General features: G+C 69.4%; 12 protein-coding genes, 1 tRNA gene and 2 pseudogenes. 9 read left to right on the top strand and 6 right to left on the bottom strand.

Translation table 11 applies throughout. The annotated features are described in order from the left end of the window. Positions 1-597 precede the first annotated feature (597 nt). The gene (locus tag ABZX90_RS14630; protein WP_351120353.1) at positions 598-1,596 is read right to left on the bottom strand and encodes a sigma-70 family RNA polymerase sigma factor; all 999 of its coding nucleotides are present in this window, start codon (positions 1,594-1,596) and stop codon (positions 598-600) included. Between the two features lie 168 nt (positions 1,597-1,764). On the opposite strand from ABZX90_RS14630, the gene ABZX90_RS14625 reads away from it, so the two are divergent. After that, positions 1,765-2,289, top strand: coding sequence for an N-acetyltransferase family protein (locus ABZX90_RS14625; protein ID WP_355204825.1), 525 nt, complete (start codon positions 1,765-1,767; stop codon positions 2,287-2,289). 62 nt (positions 2,290-2,351) lie between these two features. Here ABZX90_RS14625 and ABZX90_RS14620 read toward each other — a convergent pair whose 3' ends face one another. Next, positions 2,352-3,158 carry a class III extradiol ring-cleavage dioxygenase gene (locus ABZX90_RS14620; RefSeq protein WP_355204822.1) on the bottom strand — a complete coding sequence of 269 codons (807 nt, stop codon included), beginning with the start codon at positions 3,156-3,158 and terminating at the stop codon, positions 2,352-2,354. A 141-nt stretch (positions 3,159-3,299) separates the two neighbouring features. On the opposite strand from ABZX90_RS14620, the gene ABZX90_RS14615 reads away from it, so the two are divergent. Continuing rightward, the gene (locus ABZX90_RS14615; protein WP_351120359.1) at positions 3,300-3,809 is read left to right on the top strand and encodes a MarR family transcriptional regulator; all 510 of its coding nucleotides are present in this window, start codon (positions 3,300-3,302) and stop codon (positions 3,807-3,809) included. A 257-nt stretch (positions 3,810-4,066) separates the two neighbouring features. On the opposite strand, the gene ABZX90_RS14610 is transcribed toward ABZX90_RS14615, so the two are convergent. Then, positions 4,067-5,614 (bottom strand): MFS transporter, encoded by a 1,548-nt coding sequence (locus ABZX90_RS14610; protein ID WP_355204819.1) that lies wholly within the window; start codon positions 5,612-5,614, stop codon positions 4,067-4,069. A 282-nt stretch (positions 5,615-5,896) separates the two neighbouring features. Further along, positions 5,897-6,541 carry a helix-turn-helix domain-containing protein gene (locus ABZX90_RS14605; protein ID WP_351120363.1) on the bottom strand — a complete coding sequence of 215 codons (645 nt, stop codon included), beginning with the start codon at positions 6,539-6,541 and terminating at the stop codon, positions 5,897-5,899. Between the two features lie 500 nt (positions 6,542-7,041). Between ABZX90_RS14605 and ABZX90_RS14600 the strand changes: the two genes are divergently transcribed. The 5 genes from ABZX90_RS14600 (at position 7,042) to ABZX90_RS14580 (ending at position 12,374) form a co-directional block, all read left to right on the top strand. Then, positions 7,042-8,316, top strand: a complete 1,275-nt coding sequence (locus ABZX90_RS14600; RefSeq protein ID WP_351120365.1) for a M6 family metalloprotease domain-containing protein — start codon at positions 7,042-7,044, stop codon at positions 8,314-8,316. A 139-nt stretch (positions 8,317-8,455) separates the two neighbouring features. Continuing rightward, the gene (locus ABZX90_RS14595) at positions 8,456-10,438 is read left to right on the top strand and encodes an IclR family transcriptional regulator C-terminal domain-containing protein (protein WP_355204814.1); all 1,983 of its coding nucleotides are present in this window, start codon (positions 8,456-8,458) and stop codon (positions 10,436-10,438) included. A 206-nt stretch (positions 10,439-10,644) separates the two neighbouring features. Then, on the top strand, positions 10,645-11,307 hold the full coding sequence (locus ABZX90_RS14590) for a ScbR family autoregulator-binding transcription factor (protein WP_355204811.1): 663 nt from the start codon (positions 10,645-10,647) through the stop codon (positions 11,305-11,307). A 377-nt stretch (positions 11,308-11,684) separates the two neighbouring features. Beyond that, a tRNA-Arg gene (locus tag ABZX90_RS14585) sits at positions 11,685-11,757 on the top strand. A 320-nt stretch (positions 11,758-12,077) separates the two neighbouring features. Next, the gene (locus ABZX90_RS14580; RefSeq protein ID WP_355204808.1) at positions 12,078-12,374 is read left to right on the top strand and encodes a hypothetical protein; all 297 of its coding nucleotides are present in this window, start codon (positions 12,078-12,080) and stop codon (positions 12,372-12,374) included. Here ABZX90_RS14580 and ABZX90_RS14575 read toward each other — a convergent pair. Further along, positions 12,353-12,547 (bottom strand): hypothetical protein, encoded by a 195-nt coding sequence (locus ABZX90_RS14575; RefSeq protein ID WP_355205078.1) that lies wholly within the window; start codon positions 12,545-12,547, stop codon positions 12,353-12,355. The two genes, ABZX90_RS14580 and ABZX90_RS14575, sit on opposite strands and share 22 nt — an antisense overlap. Positions 12,548-12,563: 16 nt before the next feature. Between ABZX90_RS14575 and ABZX90_RS14570 the strand changes: the two are divergent. Beyond that, a pseudogene (locus ABZX90_RS14570) lies at positions 12,564-13,017 on the top strand (IS3 family transposase); the annotation flags it as partial. Between the two features lie 447 nt (positions 13,018-13,464). Here ABZX90_RS14570 and ABZX90_RS14565 read toward each other — a convergent pair. Beyond that, a pseudogene (locus ABZX90_RS14565) lies at positions 13,465-13,590 on the bottom strand (protein kinase); the annotation flags it as partial. A 144-nt stretch (positions 13,591-13,734) separates the two neighbouring features. Here ABZX90_RS14565 and ABZX90_RS14560 point away from each other — a divergent pair. After that, positions 13,735-16,569: CHAT domain-containing protein (locus ABZX90_RS14560; RefSeq protein WP_355204805.1), on the top strand; the 2,835-nt coding region annotated here is incomplete at its 3' end.

The raw sequence follows: 16,569 nt of genomic DNA, 5'->3' as shown, positions 1-16,569 counted from the left end.
GTCGGCGACGGTGGTCCGGGGTCGGCAGTCGACGGCCGCTTCCGGTGCTGGTGACGCCCCGGGGCCGGTCAAGTACGGCAGGTAATACCGCTGTGGCAGAATCTGCCATCCGGGTCACCCCGGGGTTCAGGTTCGGGGTGGCCCGTCCCACCCTGCCCGAAATCCCTGGCCGGAATCCCTGGCCGACTTCACTGGCCCCGCTCGGGCCCGGCTCGACCCCTCGGCTAGACCCCTCGGCCCGACTCCCGGAACAAGAGTGGAGCCGAGCTTCGGCGCCAGGGGGGGGGAGGCGCCGAAGCTCGGCTCTGGGAGAGTCCCGGCGCGGGGGGGGTGTGCGTCGGGACTCGGTTCTTGGGGGCGGTGTGCCACCGCCCGGATGGGACCCTTAAGCGTGGGCCCTGAAGTCTTGTTCCCAGAGCCCAGCAGGTTGAAGCGGCCTTACATGGCCATGTCTGGTCGACTTGTGGCCAACGTGGCGCAGGTTCCCGTGCGCGAACCGGGAAAGCCGCGTCTCGCGCCCTCGCCGTGAGTGAACCCGATCGGCCCACTCACCGCACTCCCCCGGTCGCCCCGTAAGCGCCGTGCACCCCTTGGCCGTTACGCCGCCGCGTCGAATCCGGTGTCGCGCGCCAGCTTCTTCAGTTCGAGCAGCGCGTGCTTCTCGATCTGACGGATGCGCTCGCGGGTCAGCCCGTGCTCCTTGCCGACCTCCGTGAGCGTCCGCTCCCGGCCGTCCTCGATGCCGTACCGCATCTTGATGATGGAGGCGGTGCGCTGGTCGAGGTGGCCGATCAGGTCGTCCAGCTCCTCGCTGCGCAGCAGCGTGAGGACCGACTGCTCGGGCGACACAGCCGAGGTGTCCTCCAGCAGGTCACCGAACTGGGTCTCGCCCTCGTCGTCCACCGCCATGTTCAGCGAGACCGGGTCGCGGGCCCAGTCCAGGACGTCGCCCACGCGCTCCGGCGTCGAACCGAGCTCGGTGGCTATCTCCGTGTGCTCGGGCTCCCGCCCGTTCTCACGGTTGAACTCGCGCTGCACGCGGCGGATCCTGCCCAGCTCCTCGACCAGATGGACGGGGAGGCGGATCGTGCGTGACTGGTCGGCGATGGAACGGGTGATGGCCTGCCGGATCCACCAGGTGGCGTACGTCGAGAACTTGAAGCCCTTGCGGTAGTCGAACTTCTCGACCGCGCGCACCAGGCCGGCGTTCCCTTCCTGGATCAGGTCGAGCAGGGGCAGGCCGCTGCGCGGGTAACGGCGCGCCACGGCCACGACCAGTCGCAGGTTCGAGCGGATGAACACGTCCTTCGCGCGCTCGCCGTCGGCGACCAACGCCTCCAGCTCCTCACGGGACGCATCCGCCTTGGCCTCCGCCTCGCCGTCGAGGATCTGCCGCGCGAACACACCCGCCTCGATGACCTGGGACAACTCGACTTCCTTGGCGGCGTCGAGCAGCGGTGTACGGGCGATCTCGTCGAGGTACATGCCGACCAGGTCGCGATCGGCGATTTCGCCGCCTACGGCGCGAACACTGCGTGCCGCGTCGGCGGTCCCGCCGGTGGCGGACTTACGACGGGCGACGGCACGGGTTGCCATGCGTGCTCCCTTGCGTGGTGGGCTTGCGGGTGGTCCTGGACGTCGGGCTCACCCTCCCGGGTGCCCGGCATCTGATGGAAACAACGACTGGAATCAGGACAGAATTCCCAACCCGCACCTCGATTTTTCTGATCATGCAGTACCCTGTCGCAGCACACGGGAGGGCAGATGCCGTCAGAACGTACAGATGTGCAGGTCAGGCCGGGAGTCGCGGCTGACCTCGACGCCCTCACGGACATCTACAACCACTACGTGCGTGAGACGCCCATCACATTCGACACCGCCGTCTTCACGCCGGAAGAACGTCGCTCGTGGCTGCTCTCCCACCCAGAAGACGGACCGCACCGCCTGATGGTTGCCACGGACGCGGACTCACAGGCGATTCTTGGGTACGCCACATCCAGCGCTTTTCGCGTGAAGCCCGCCTACGCGACCTCTGTCGAGGTCACCGTCTACCTCGCCCCGGACGGCACAGGCCGGGGCGTCGGCACCCTCCTCTACGAAGCCCTCTTCGCGGCGCTCGCCACCGAGGACCTGCACCGGGCCTACGCGGGCATCGCGCTGCCCAACGAAGCGTCCGTGCGCCTGCACGAACGCTTCGGGTTCCACCACGTCGGCACCTACCGTGAGGTCGGCCGCAAGTTCGGCCGCTACTGGGACGTCGCCTGGTACGAGAAAGAACTCACCCTCTAGGGGCTGCCGCTCGGCCGGCCGGGGGTGGCGCTCGGCCGCCCCGGGCCACGAAGGCCGGGTGCTCAGCCGAACTGAACCGACCGCTTCGCCATTCCCAGCCAGAATCCGTCGATCACGGACCGCTGCCCGTCCAGCTCGCCGGCGACGTCCGCCGCGCCCATGGTCACGAAGAGCGGTGCGAAGTGCTCGGTGCGCGGGTGGGCGAGGCGGCCCGCCGGAGACTTGCGCTCGAAGTCGAGCAGCGCGTCCACGTCACCGGCCTCCAGCGCGCGGTGCCCCCAGTCGTCGAACTCACTCGACCAGGTGGGGACTCCCCCGCCGGTGTGCCGCAGCGCGGCGAGGTTGTGGGTGAAGAAGCCGGAGCCGACGATCAGCACGCCCTCGTCGCGCAGCGGCGCCAGCTTGCGGCCGATCTCGAACAGTCGGACCGGGTCGAGCGTCGGCAGGGAGATCTGGAGCACCGGGATGTCGGCCTCGGGGAACATCTCCACCAGGGGGACGTACGCGCCGTGGTCGAGTCCGCGGTCCGGGATGTCCTGCACCGGCATGCCGGGCGCGCGCAGCAGCTTCCGTACGGACTCGGCGAGCCGCGGGGCGCCGGGGGCGGCGTACGTCACCTGGTAGTAGTGCTCGGGGAAGCCCCAGAAGTCGTACACCAGGGGGACCGTCTCGATCGCGCCGAGGGCTAGCGGCGCCTCCTCCCAGTGGGCGGAGACCATGAGGATCGCCTTGGGGCGGGGCAGATCCGCGGACCAGGCGGCGAGCTGGCCGGGCCAGACAGGGTCGTCGGCGAGCGGCGGGGCGCCGTGACTGAGATAGAGGGCTGGCATGCGCTCCTGCGCGGGGCGCTCCTCGGTGGCGGCGGACATGGCGGCTCCCTCCAGAGGGTTCAAGCGTAAGGCGCGGTGCTTGACTTTTGAAGCAGATACTTAAAGTCTCAAGTTCTTTTCGACGCTGAGACTACGCCTCGTTTGTTTAAGTTTCAAGAAGAGGCTCGTACAGTGGAGTACATGAACACGGCACCCGCTCCCGCTGAAGAGCCGCGCTGGCTCACCGACGAGGAACAGCGCATCTGGCGCGCGTACATGCACGCCACGACCCTCCTGGAGGACCATCTCGACCGCCAGCTCCAGCGCGACGCGGGCATGCCGCACATCTACTACGGCCTCCTCGTGCAGCTCGCCGAGGCGCCGCGCCGACGGCTGCGGATGACCGAGCTGGCCATGAACGCGAAGATCACCCGTTCCCGGCTCTCGCACGCGATCGCGCGCCTGGAGAAGAACGGCTGGGTTCGCCGCGAGGACTGCCCCTCCGACAAGCGAGGACAGTTCGCCGTCCTGACCGACGACGGCTACGACGTACTGCGGCGTACCGCGCCGGGCCATGTGGCCGCCGTGCGCCAGGCCCTGTTCGACCGACTCGGCCCGGACCAGCAGAAGGCCTTCGGCGAGGCCATGCGGATCATCGCCGAGGGGCTCCAGCCGACGGACGCGGGCGCGGACCTGCCCTGGCTGCGCTAGGGCCCGCCGTTTGGATCTGGTCGCCGACGCGGGAAGTCCGGGGTTCGGAGAGGGGACTGCCGCCTTCCGGACAGGGGCTGCCCCGGTCCGGACAGGGGACTGCCGCTGCCCTGACAGCGGACTGCCCCGGCTCCGTCTGGCTTGGAACCGGGGCAGTCTCTGGGAGTCGTACGGACGAGGCGTCCCCACCCCCCGTCCGTACGCGAAGCACCGGAGTACGGGCTACGGAAGTACCGGAGTACGGGGTAGGCGCGGGGTCAGTGGGCGATGACCGGCACCTTCAGTTCGTCCTCCACGCCCTCGCCCGTGCCGGAACCGACGACCGCTGAGGCGTCCGGACGGCCGGTGTTGATGAAGGTGAAGGCGATACCCGCGGCGACCACGAGGATGCCGACGGCGAACCAGATCGCGTTGCTGTACCCGTGCACCATGCCCTCCGCCTGGACGAGCTGCTGCTGCGCCTTGGAGCCGGCGCCCGCCATGTGGTCCTTGATGTAGACGGTGGTCGCGGAGGCGGCGATCGTGTTCAGTAGGGCCGTACCGATCGCACCGCCGACCTGCTGCGAGGTGTTGACCATCGCGGAGGCGACACCGGCGTCACGCGGCTCGATGCCGTGCGTGGCCAGCGACATGGCGGGCATGAACGCCGTACCCATGCCGAGGCCGAGCAGCAGCATCGCCGGCATCACCAGGGAGACGTACGACGAGCCGATCTCCAGCTGCGCCAGGAGCAGCATGCCGAGCGCGGCGACCAGGAAGCCCGGACCCATCAGCAGCCGCGGCGCGACCCGGGTCATCAGACGGGCACCGATCTGCGTGGAGCCCGTGATCATGCCCGCGATCATCGGCAGGAAGGCGAAGCCGGTCGAGATCGGCGAGTAGCCCTTCACGATCTGCAGGTAGTAGGTGAGGAAGAGGAACGTGCCGAACATCGCGATGATCGCGAGACCGAGGGAGAGGTAGACGCCGCCGCGGTTGCGCTCGGTGATGACGCGCAGGGGCAGCAGCGGGGCCTTGACCTTGGACTCGGTGAAGACGAACGCGGCCAGCAGCAGAGCGGAGGCCACGAACAGGCCGACCGTCATGGAGTCGCCCCAGCCGTCGGACTCGGCGCGGGTGAACCCGTAGACGAGAGAGACCAGACCGAGGGTGGACAGGATGACACCCGGGATGTCGAGCGGCGAACGGTTGCGGCCGCCCTTCGGCTCACGGATGACGAAGTACGCGCCCGCGGCCGCGACGATCGCGAACGGGATGTTGACGAAGAAGGTCCAGCGCCAGTTCATGTACTCGGTGAGGACACCGCCGAGGATGAAGCCGACGGCGCCACCGCCACCGGCGATCGCACCGTAGATGCCGAACGCCTTGGCGCGCTCCTTGGCGTCGGTGAACATCACGGCGAGCAGCGAGAGCGCGGCGGGCGCCAGCAGCGCGCCGAACACACCCTGCAGGGCACGGGCGCCGAACATCATCGCGCCGCTCTGTGACGCGCCGCCGAGCGCGGAGGCCGCGGCGAAGCCGACCAGACCCACGACGAACGCCCGCTTGCGGCCCCACAGGTCCGCGATACGGCCGCCGAAGAGGAGCAGACCACCGAAGGCGAGGGCATAGGCCGTGACGACCCACTGCCGGTTGCCGTCCGAAATACCCAGGTCCTGCTGGGCGGAGGGCAGCGCGATGTTCACGATCGTCGCGTCGAGCACCACCATCAGCTGGGCCAGAGCGATGAAGACGAGCGCCTTCCAGCGGTTGCTGTGCGCGTCGGACGCTGGGTCCGGGACTGCTTTGATTCCTGTTTCAGACATGGGGGTACCCACTCCGGGACTTCGTAGCGAAAAATTCAGCGAAAAGGGACGGCTCGTCGGCACTGACGGCCGGAAGCGGCTCGGTACGACTCGTTCCGAGCAGGGGTTACGAATTCTGACTGGCGCTCGGTGCCGGACTCATCGGTTCCCGATCGACCGATCGCTCCAACTGCCGGTCAGTCGTCGGCCGGTGCAGTCTTCGGTCCGTCGGTCGTCGGTCCGTCAGTCGGCCAATGGGTCACTGGGTCGATCCGCCCAGGGACGCGGCACCTGACGCATCGGTCACGCTCGTCGCAGTTCCTCCAGGTTGGCGGCCACTCCGGGCAGTTCGGAGCGGGCCGGAGCCCGCATACCGTCCAGGAACAGCTGCAGATGACGGTGCACGAAGCGGTCGATGCCCTGGCACGCGGTGCCGGGCAGCGGCCTGGTGAGCTGGCTGACGGCGATCATCAGATCGCCCAACTCGACGTCGGGGCGCAGCTGACCGGCCTCGCGGGCGCGGGCCATCAGCTGCTGGAGCAGGTCGGTGATCCGGTCGCGCGCGGCGACCAGGTCGGGATGGTTCTGGTCGAAGTTCTCGGAGAGCATCGGGCACAGGGCACCGATCCGCTCGTCGGCGGCGAAGTGCACGAAGCCGCTCAGCGACTCGAAGGCGTCGCCGCCCGCGTCCAGCGCCACCTCGACCCATTCCGAGGTGCGGTCCATGACCGAGCAGACGACCTCGCGGGCGAGGGCGTCGCGGTCGGGGAAGTTGCGGTACAGCGTGGCGTTGCCGACACCGGCCCGGCGGGCGATCTCGTCGAACGGCACCTCGGGGCCGAATTCGACGAACATCTCGCGGGCGGCGGCGACGATCCGCTCCCGGTTGCGCAGGGCATCGGCGCGGGGCCGGGCCACTCGACGCTGCACGGGGGTTGCGGTCTCCACGGCGTACTCCTCCAAGCATCTCGGACCTTCAGTGCGATCCGGGGATTCGGTCCCCGGATCGCTCGGACGTATGACTAAACGGGGAAACGATCCCCGCTTATTTCCCGGTCCAGAAGAGAAATGTGTGACCTGCGTCACATCCCTTCAGGAGTGATCGTCGGTCGCTCCCTGCGCCTCCAAGCCGACCTCGCTCCTCCCCTCCGGCCGACCGCCCTCCGCCCTCCGAGCCGGTCGCCCGACCCCCTTCCACCCGCCCCTCCGAGCCTGTCGCCCGACCCCCTTCCACCCGCCCCTCCGAGCCGGTCGCCACGCCCCCCTCCACCCGCCCCGCCAGGGCCCCGCGACCCCGCTGTTCCCACCCCGGCGGGGGCCGTCTCGGGCCCTCCCGGAGATGAACCCGATCGGGCCCATCCAGCGCGCGCCCGGCGCGTCGGCGACTCAGGGTGATCGAAAGGGTGCAGTCGGAGACCGGCGGCTGCCGTGGAGCGAAGGGCCCCCGCATGCAGCCGTCCCGCCGCCGGATACGCCCGCGCCGGGTGGCCGCGCTCGTCACGGTGACTGTCCTGACGCTGGCGGTCAGCACCTCCGCCGGCACCGGGCATCTGACGGCCGGCTCCGCCACGGCGGGCTCCACCGCGCTGGCCCGTTCCACGGCGCTCGGCCCCTGCATGATCAACGGGCCGTCGGGCATCCAGATGGGGGAAGGCATCCCGACCGCACCCGGCTACGCCCGCTCCACGGGTACCCTCCGGGCCCTGACGCTGATGGTCGACTTCTCCGACGCGCCCGGCAAGGGCAGTGCGCTCGACCGGTACGGCGAGTTCTTCCCGAAGACGCAGGAATGGTTCCGCACCGGCTCCTACGGCCGTCTCGACTACCGCCCCGACGCCCCCGTCCGGCACTGGCTGCGGATGCCCAAGCCCTTCAAGGCGTACGGCATAGAACGCGGCGCGCCCTTCGACCCCGGGTACCGCGAACTGGTCCAGGACATCGTGGCCGCGGCCGATCCCGAGGTCGACTTCCGCTCGTACGACATCCTGAACGTGCTGGTCACACCGAATGCCGGGCCGTCCGCGCTGGACACCGTGCTGTCCGTGACCTTCGCCGGCAACACCGAGGCGCCGGTCGCCGACGGCGTCCCGGTCGCCAACGCATCCTTCGTCTACAGCCGCCAGGACGACGGCTCAGGCTCCTATTCCGACACCGGTTACCGCGTGCTGCCGCACGAGAACGGCCACACGTTCGGCCTGCCCGACCTCTATACCCAGGACGGCGGCGGCGCGGTCGGGCACTGGGACATCATGAGCGAGGACTGGGGGGCCGACAACGACCTCCTGGGCTGGCACAAGTGGAAGCTCGGCTGGCTCGACCCCTCCCAGGTCAGCTGCGCGGCAGCGCCCGGCACCACCGAGTACACGCTGACCCCGCTGGCCGTGCGCGGCGGCGCCAAGCTCGTCGTAGTCCCCACCAGCTCCCAGAGCGGGTACGTCCTCGAACTGCGCACCCGCGCGGGCAACGACTCCGCGGTCTGCCATCCCGGCATCCTCGTCTACAAGGTCGACGCGGACGTGGACACCGGGAACGGGCCCGTCACGGTGTACGACTCCCACCGCGACAGCGGCGGCTGCACCCGTTCCCCCAACGTCCACGCCGAACTCTCCGACGCGCCCTTCGGCCCCGGGGAGACCTTCAAGGACCCGAAAGCGGGGCTCACCGTCCACGTCGCGGCGACGGACACCGCGGGGAAGTACCGGGTGTACGTGACACGCCGCTGACCTGCTTCGGCGACGGGGGAAGCACTACCTTGGCTGATCTGAGAGCCGCCGCACCGTGGCTCGACCGAGGGCCGCCGCACCGTGGCTCGACCGAGATCCACCACACGGTGACTCTTCTGAGAGCCGCATCGGAGAGCCCATGTCATCGAACCCCATGTCACCGAACGTCACGCCCTCGAGCATCACGCCATCGAACGTCACGTCATCGCAGACCGGGCCGGCGACGGGGGCGGGGGCGGGCACCGGGGGCGAGGTGCCCGCCGAGGCGGTCACGCCGCTCATCCGCGGGATCGCCGTACTGCGGCGGCTGACCGAGGCGGACGGGGTGTCCAGTCTGAGCGGACTCGAGCGGGCCACCGGGCTCGCGCGGTCCACCGTCGACCGGATCACGGCGACCCTCGCGCGCATGGGATACGTACGCCTCGACGGCCGGGACGCCGTACTGTCCCCCCGCCTGATGGAACTCGGCAACGCCTATCTCGCCGCTCTCCGGCTCCCCCGGCTCCTGGACGCGTACGCCGACGAACTCGCCGACGAACTGGACGAGTCGGTGTCCCTCGCGGTGGGCGACCAGGACGGCGTCCGCTTCATCCATCAGACGACCCGGCGCCGCGCGATGTCCCTGAGCTTCCGCATCGGCGACCTGCTCCCCGCCGAACGCACCGCGCCGGGCCCGCTGTTAGCGTCCGACTGGAGCGAGGAGGAGTGGACACGCTGGCGGGAGCGCCGCGCGACCGATCCGGAGGACCGTGGCTTTCCGGCCGTACCGGCGCGGAGCCGACCGTACGAGGGAGGGTCGGAATCGGCCACCCTTTCGCCCAGTCAACTCCCCACGGTCGGCGACGACTTCGAGCAGCGGACGGCCGAAGCGCGCAGGGCGGGCTGGGCGTTGGACGATCAGCTGATCGAGCCGGGGCTGGTCGCCGTCTCGATGCCCGTACGGGAGGCGGGGCGGATCGCCTGCGTGGTGAACGTGGTGAGCCACACCAGCCGACACAGCGCCGCCGACCTGCGCGACACACTGCTGCCGCGGCTGCGCAGGGCGGTGGCCGAGATGGAACGGGTGTTGGCCCTGGACAGCGAGCTGACGCCGGAACCGGGGGCCCCTGAGCTGCGGGCCCCGGAAGTACGGGCCCCGGAGCGGAAGGCGCCGACCACAACGGGGAACGAGCGAGTCGAGGAATCAGGCACCGCCGGGAAGGCCGCCGCCCCCTCCGGACTCGCCGACTGGACCGGCGCCTCCAAGCAGGAACTGGGGCGGGAGTTCGTCGAGTCGCTGGCCCGCGGGCTGACCGTGATCACCGCCTTCGGCGAGGGCCGCGCCGAACTGACCCTCACCGCGGTCGCCCAGGCGACCGGACTCGCCCGCGCGACGGCTCGCCGCGCCCTGATCACGCTGGAACACCTCGGATACGTCACCACGCACGACCGTGTCTTCCGGCTCACCCCGCGCGTCCTGGGCCTCGGCTTCCCTCCACTCTCACGGACCTCGCTCCCCGAGATCGCGGCCCCGCACATGACCGAACTCTCCCAACGGCTGCACGACTCGGTGTCGCTCGCGGTGCTGACCGGCGACGAGATCCAGTACACCGGACGCGTCTCCACCCGCCGCATCATGAGCGTCAACGTCACCGTCGGCACCCGGCTGCCCGCGTACGCCACCTCGCTGGGCCGCGTCATGCTGGCCGATCTGCCGGAGGCCCGCGCGACGGAGGGGCCCGACGGCGGCCGACTCGGAGACCCTTCCGACGGACCGAGCCCCACCCCTTCCGCCGAACCACACGCCGACCTCTCCCCACTGAGCCCGCTGACGCCCCTGACCCCCTTGACCCCGCTGACCATCACGGACCCGGAGCGGTTCAGGGCAGAGCTGGAGCGGGTGCGGAAGGCCGGATACGCCATGGTCGAGGAGGAGTTGGAGCAGGGTCTGCGATCCATCGCGGTCCCGTTGCGCGACCGCGGCGGACGGGTCATGGCCGCGGTGAACGTCGCCATGCACAGCAGCCGCCGTACCGCCGAGGCGTGCGTCCAGGAGGTACTGCCCGAACTCCACGCGACGGCGACCCGCATCGAGGCGGACCTGCACATCGCGGGCCGCTTCCGTCGAGTGCAGTTGAGTTGAGAGTGCCTGGCCAGAGCCACAAACAGGGAGGTCCCGCTCCCCTGCTCTCCCCTCCCCTCCCGCTCTCCGCAGGAGGACGACCACGATGGCGTGAAGATGATCTGCGCGCCCAGGCCCCGTTGACAGACCCAAAAGCGGATTCCTAGCGTCACTTGCGGCAGGACAAACAGCGGCCGAACGACAAGGAGCGTCCAGGTGATCGCGTCGTGGTGAGGCAGGAGAGGGCCGAGCGAACCAGGCGCAACCTGATCCGGGCGGCCTCGACGGTGTTCGACCAGTCCGGCTACGAGCGCGCCACCCTGTCAGCGATCAGCAAACGCGCTCAGATCACCAAGGGCGCCCTGTCCTTCCACTTCGCGGCCAAGTCCGATCTCGCCCGGGCCGTCCAGGCGGAGGCCTGCGTGACTTCGGGCGCCGCACTCGTCGAGCCGGCGCGGCGCGAGACCCCGGCCTTCGAGATCGCCACCGCCATGGCCCACACGCTCGTAGGCCTCCTCGAAACCGATGTCGTCGTCCGCGCGGGCGCACGCCTGACGCAGGAGATCAGGACCCCCGAGGATCCGACACTCCACTGTCACCTGAACTGGCTCGTCGCCATGCACGGAACCCTGCACCGGGCAAGGAGCGACGGCTCCCTGCTCCCCGACGTCGATGTCCGCGCGGCCTCCTTTCTGATGCTGTCCCTGATCACCGGCACCACGACCCTGCCCCGCCTCCCGACCGACCCCGCCTCCCCGCCGCTCCCCCACCCGCAACGCTCTCCCGGCCCCTACACCGACTCCCCGTCCCCCCGCGAGACGGGAGACCTGCGACTGACCCGCACCCTCCGCCTGATCCGACCGGCACTCTCAGGCCCCCCAACCAGATGACCCCCGAACACCGCCCCCAGCCCCCAGCTCCCACACGGCACGCGATCACCGCGGCGTCTACGGCACATGGGCACCCCTGCGTCTGCCTGCGGCACGTAGGCACCCCTGCATCTACGGCCGGGGGCACCTCGTCGTACTCGACACGGGGGCACTCCTTCGGACGCGGCACGGAGACACCCCTTCGGACACGCCACGAGGACACCTCTTCGTGTCTTCGTGCGTGCCACGGTGACAGCTCCTCGTACGCGACATGAGGCGCAGCCCCCCCGGCCGTCGACCAGCCGACCCGTCCCCGCCCTCACCTGCACGAACGGGAACCCTCCCAGCCTCCATCCCGTATCCGCTACGCTAGCTACCGGATCGCACACGATCCGCACGCCTTCGTAGCTCAGGGGATAGAGCACCGCTCTCCTAAAGCGGGTGTCGCAGGTTCGAATCCTGCCGGGGGCACACGATGAAGGGCCAGTTCAGGGGCTTGATCCTCTGCAACTGGCCCTTTGCTGCGATCGCGGCCGTGCCACACCCGTGCCACAAGGGTCGGCTAGGCCGTGTCTCTCTGATCAGGTCAGGCCCGGGGCGCCCGGCATCGCAGGCTGATCCGAAGGACACGTCCCAGGCGGACCGAATGCGCGGGCAAGGACGCCGAGCCAGCCGTTGACAGCCGGGTTCGTAGGCAAACCGTTGTCGGCACGTCGTTGCCCGGCAGGCCCGTCACCCGCATCCTGACGGTTCAGCACGATCACGATGAAAAGAACGAAGGTTTCCCGCACATGCAGCAGATCCCCGACCTTGGAAAGAACTCGCTCGGCAAGCCGGATCCGTGGGCCAAGTTCCGGGGACTCCCCTGGTGGCAGTTGATCCTCTCGATCGTGCCGATCCTCCTGCTGCCGGTCGGCGGGGTGATAGGCGGGCTCATCGGGGCGGCGGGCCTCTCCGCGAACCTCTTCCTCGCCCGCAAGCCGTTCGGGACGCCGGTCAAGCTCCTGGCGATGCTGGGCGTGGTACTCGCCTCTTATCTGGGGTACTTCCTCGTCGTGGGGCTCGCCTACAACCTGCTCAAGGGCTGACTCTCCGGCCGGGAATCCTGATCTCGGCGGCCGGGGCGACGGGCCCGGGGTAACTCGCCCCGTCCCGTGTCCTTCGGATCAGGGCCCGGGGCGTCCGGCCCTGATCGCCGGCCCGCCGCGCCCGACCGCAAGTAGCCCGGACCGCCCGCGTCCGACTTGTGGCACAGCCCCAGGGCGTGGCCCAGTTCGTGTGCCGCGATCTGCCGACGTTTCCGCCAACGGCCGCAAGATCGTGGGCTGGTCGATCGACTCCAGACAGGACTCCACCCTCGTGGTCAACGCGTTGGACATGGCCCTCCGCAACCGGCGCCCCGAACCAGGCGGGATAGTTCACGCCGATCACGGCACCCAGTTCACCTCCTGGGTCTTCGGGGAAAGGATCCGCTCCGCCGGGCTCCTGCCATCGTTCGGCACGGTCGGAGACGGCCTGGACAACGCGATGATGGAGTCGTTCTGGTCCTCGATGCAGATCGAGCTGTTGAACCGCAAACGGTGGAAGACTCGGGTCGAGTTGGCGAACGCGATCTTCGAGTACATCGAGGTCTTCCACAACCGGCAGCGGCGCCACTCAGCATTGGGCTACCGCACCCCGATCGAGTACGAACTACTCTCCGAACAAGACACCATCCCCGCCGCCAGTTAGCCACCGCATCTGGAACCCAAACCGTGGGGCAGGTCAAGATGTCACCCGATCGTGCAGCAGACCCGCTCTCTAGGCCCGAGGCGCGGCTTGTAGGACCGTCGCTGACCGACCTCTTTAGAGCTACGGATCAGAAAGTCATGCCCTCGGCATAGGTGATGCCGAGGGCATCACCTACGTGGCAGTGAAATCGGGCCAGCAGCTCACCACCGGTAGCGAAGCGTGATCAGCTTGAAGAGTGGGGTCCATCATCGCCAGCGCCGTAGCCGTTCTTGGAACCCTACTTGGGTCGGGAGTATCGCCACTTTGCGCGGAGCAGCGGCTAGGCACTCGCCGGCGCACTTCGACTCCTCGACGGCCTGAGCCGCCACGGGCGCCGCAGCGCTGATGTTGCGCTGTCCCCTCGCCTTCTCTCGCTCCCGTTGAGCTTCGACCAGGGCGAGTTGCAACAGCGGAGATGAGCAGCGAGGCGCCGAGGGTGTGGACGTCGGCTTGCTTCGTCAACTCAGCCTGCCCCGTGGCGAGAACACTGTCCGTGATCTCCGGTACTTCGTAGTGGGTGAGGCAGCCGCGGAACGAATCCAAGCGAAGAGCTGATCCGCCATTTGCCCCCTGAAGTAGCGTTCAGCAACGTTAAGATGACATATGGTTACTGGGCTGGTTGCGGACGCCAACGGGTTTGAGCTGGTCGTTGATGGCCAGCGGGTCGGTCCCCGTCGGATGTTGCAGACCTCTGACGTCGAGCTGCTCACTGCCGTCGCCGGCCAGTATGTGGATGCCGTGCGTAACGGCTCCAAGGACCAGGCGCTGCTCGTGGTGGGACGCGAGTTGTATCGGTGGCTCGACGGTGATCTCGGCCAGTTGACGCGTCTGCTCGATGAGGCGTCGGCGCCACTGGTGTTCGAGGTCCGAGCGCCGGCGAGGCCGTCCAAAGCTGCGTGGGCGCTGCTGCGGGCCCCGTACGAGCTGCTTGCCGCCCCCGGGGGCGGGTTTCTCGCCGAGGCGCCGAGGCTGTTCGCTGTGGTGCGTCGGCTCGGTCACCCGAGCCCGGCGCAGGCCCTGGACGGGTACCGGCTGGGGGTGGCGTTCATGGCCTCGGCGCCCCGGGGTCAGCACGAGCTGGACTTCGAGGCGGAGGAGATGGCCATCCTCAATGCCGTCGGGGAGACGAGCCTTGATCTCGTTGTCGAGGACTCCGGCAATCCCGAGCATCTTGGATTGCGTCTGTCCGAGCTCGGCGGGATGCCGGTGGTTCATCTGTCGTGTCACGGGCTGCACAACTGGCGTCCGGGGCCCGACGGGCCCGCCACCCCCGTCCTGCTGATGGAAGATGATCTCGGGTATGGGTGTCCGACGAGTGCGGACGCGCTAGTGGGCCTGTTGACTCCTCGGCCGCGGCTGGCGTTCGTGTCGGCTTGCCTGACCGCCACCGGTGCGGACGTGGCCGGGCATGTTCCTGCCGGCGCCGGCCATCGCGGCGGTCTGATAGCCGAGCCCGGCGTGTCGGTGGCGCACTCGATGGCCACCGGGCTGGTGGCCGCCGGGATTCCCGCGGTCATCGGCTGGGAAGGCTCGGTCAGCGACCAGGCAGCCACTCGTTTCGCCGAACGCCTGTACCGGCAGCTCGGCCGCCGTGTCGAGGTGGCCGAGGCCGTCGCCGACGCCCGCCGCCACCTGCTGGCCTGTTCCGACGAGCGCCAGCGCGCCGAGTGGCACCTGGCGCGGCTGTGGCTGGGGCCGGCTGGTGGCGGCCCGCTGGTCGCGGGAACCCGCAAACGCCAGATGGTGCCCCCGCACCATGTGACCAAGACGTTCCTGGACCGCAAGCACCAACTGCCGGTCGCGGCCGCAGAGATGTTCGTTGGCCGCCGCCCGGAACTGCAGCGCACGTTGCGGGCCCTGCGCGGCGGGCAGAAGGCCGGGGTCCTGCTCCACGGGCAGGGCCGGTTGGGCAAGTCGAGCCTGGCCGCCCGGATCGCCGACCGTCACCCCAACCGGGCCGTCGCGGTCGTGTTCGGCGACTACACCCCGACGGCGATCCTCGACGCCATCGCCGACGCCGTCACCACCAATGCTGCCGCCCGCATCCTCATCGAAGACAGGCGCGTCGAGGTCCGCCAACAGCCGGAACGCCTCAAACCGCTCCTGATCGATCTGCTGGCCGGACCGTGCGCCCAGGAACTCGACGACGTTCGCAAACCCCTCCTGCTGATCATCGACGATCTCGAACAGATCCTGACCGCCAACCCTGATGGCCCGCACCGGCTCGACCCCGAGCACGCCACCGTGCTCGCCGACGTGCTCTCCGCATTCGACCCGGCCATCACCGACAGCCGACTCCTGGTCACCAGCCGCTACACATTCACTCTCGACGGGCTGGAGGCCCGACTGGAACCGGTCCAGTTGCAGCCACTGTCGTCGGCGGCCCAGCGCAAGCTCCAACGCCGTCAGCAGGACCTCGCCCCGGCCGAGTACCAGACCGAGCGCGCCGACCTGGCCCAGCGGGCTCTGGAGGTCAGTTGTGGCAACCCCGGGCTGCAGGACCTCATCGGGCTGCGCCTGGTCTACAGCAGCCAGGTCGACCAGGTCCGCGCCGAGGCCGCCGTCGTCGGCATGGAGGCCTACCTTCGCCAGGGTGATCTCCCGGCCGACAACTCCGACATCGGCGAGTTCCTGGAGAACCTGGCGCTCGCCACCCTCCTCGACCAGGCCGGTCCCACCCACCGCGACCTGTTGCAGGCCTGCACCCTGTTTACCGTTCCGGTCCCGCAACCCGTCATCGACGTCCTCGCCGCAGCTGTCGGCGGATCGGCGTCCCGTCTGTGCGGCCTCGGGCTCCTTGACGCCTTTCCCGACCAGCACCGCCCCGACTTCCCGGCCTTGGCCGTCAACGCCCTCGCGGCCGGACGCCTGGCCCCCCTCACCCCCGACGAGCGGGCCGCCCTCGCCACCGTGGCAGCCGAACCGCTGTACGCCCAGTGGGGCGGGGCCATGCCCCGACCCGCCCGCGGCAGCGACCTGGACCTGCAGCTGACCCAACTGGCCCTGGCCGCCGACAACCCGACCATCACCGCCGACTGCGCCACCGAGGCCGTGTCCGCCCTGCGGCAAGGCCCGGCCTCCACCGCCGCCGAACTCGGCCACCACGCGATCACCCTCCTCGACCGCCACAACCACGAGGTTCCTGTCACCCTGCTACGGGCCGTCGCCGACGCGGCCGTCACCAGCGGCGACGGCGACCACGCCGACACCCTGCTCCACCGTGCCGTCCAGCAGACCCGGACCAGCAACCGGCAGACCAACCCGGCTGGCCACGCCGCACTCCTCTACGACTACGCCAACCGCCTGATCACCCGCGGCGAGGTCGACCAGGCCGAGGACCTACTCCACCAGGCCCGCCAACTGTTCACTGACACCGGTGACACCCGCTCGGTCGCGATCACCTGGGGCCAGATCGCCGACATCTTCGAGCAGCGGGGCGAGGTCGACGAGGCGTTGCGGATCCGCCGCGAGGTCGAACTGCCGGTGTACGAGCGGATCGGTGACACCCGCTCG

The organism is Streptomyces sp. NPDC002935, assembly GCF_040611295.1.
Taxonomy (GTDB): domain Bacteria; phylum Actinomycetota; class Actinomycetes; order Streptomycetales; family Streptomycetaceae; genus Streptomyces.
Note: the sequence above shows the minus strand (reverse complement) of the source record. Positions and strands in the feature narration are given on the sequence as shown.

What these genes read in the sequence shown, in the direction of transcription:
- ABZX90_RS14600 (WP_351120365.1), top strand. Translation starts at nt 7,042, where the DNA reads ATGCAGCCGTCCCGCCGCCGGATACGCCCGCGCCGGGTGGCCGCGCTC.
- ABZX90_RS14615 (WP_351120359.1), top strand. Translation starts at nt 3,300, where the DNA reads ATGAACACGGCACCCGCTCCCGCTGAAGAGCCGCGCTGGCTCACCGAC.
- ABZX90_RS14630 (WP_351120353.1), bottom strand. Translation starts at nt 1,596, where the DNA reads ATGGCAACCCGTGCCGTCGCCCGTCGTAAGTCCGCCACCGGCGGGACC.
- ABZX90_RS14595 (WP_355204814.1), top strand. Translation starts at nt 8,456, where the DNA reads ATGTCATCGAACCCCATGTCACCGAACGTCACGCCCTCGAGCATCACG.
- ABZX90_RS14620 (WP_355204822.1), bottom strand. Translation starts at nt 3,158, where the DNA reads ATGTCCGCCGCCACCGAGGAGCGCCCCGCGCAGGAGCGCATGCCAGCC.
- ABZX90_RS14580 (WP_355204808.1), top strand. Translation starts at nt 12,078, where the DNA reads ATGCAGCAGATCCCCGACCTTGGAAAGAACTCGCTCGGCAAGCCGGAT.
- ABZX90_RS14625 (WP_355204825.1), top strand. Translation starts at nt 1,765, where the DNA reads ATGCCGTCAGAACGTACAGATGTGCAGGTCAGGCCGGGAGTCGCGGCT.
- ABZX90_RS14610 (WP_355204819.1), bottom strand. Translation starts at nt 5,614, where the DNA reads ATGTCTGAAACAGGAATCAAAGCAGTCCCGGACCCAGCGTCCGACGCG.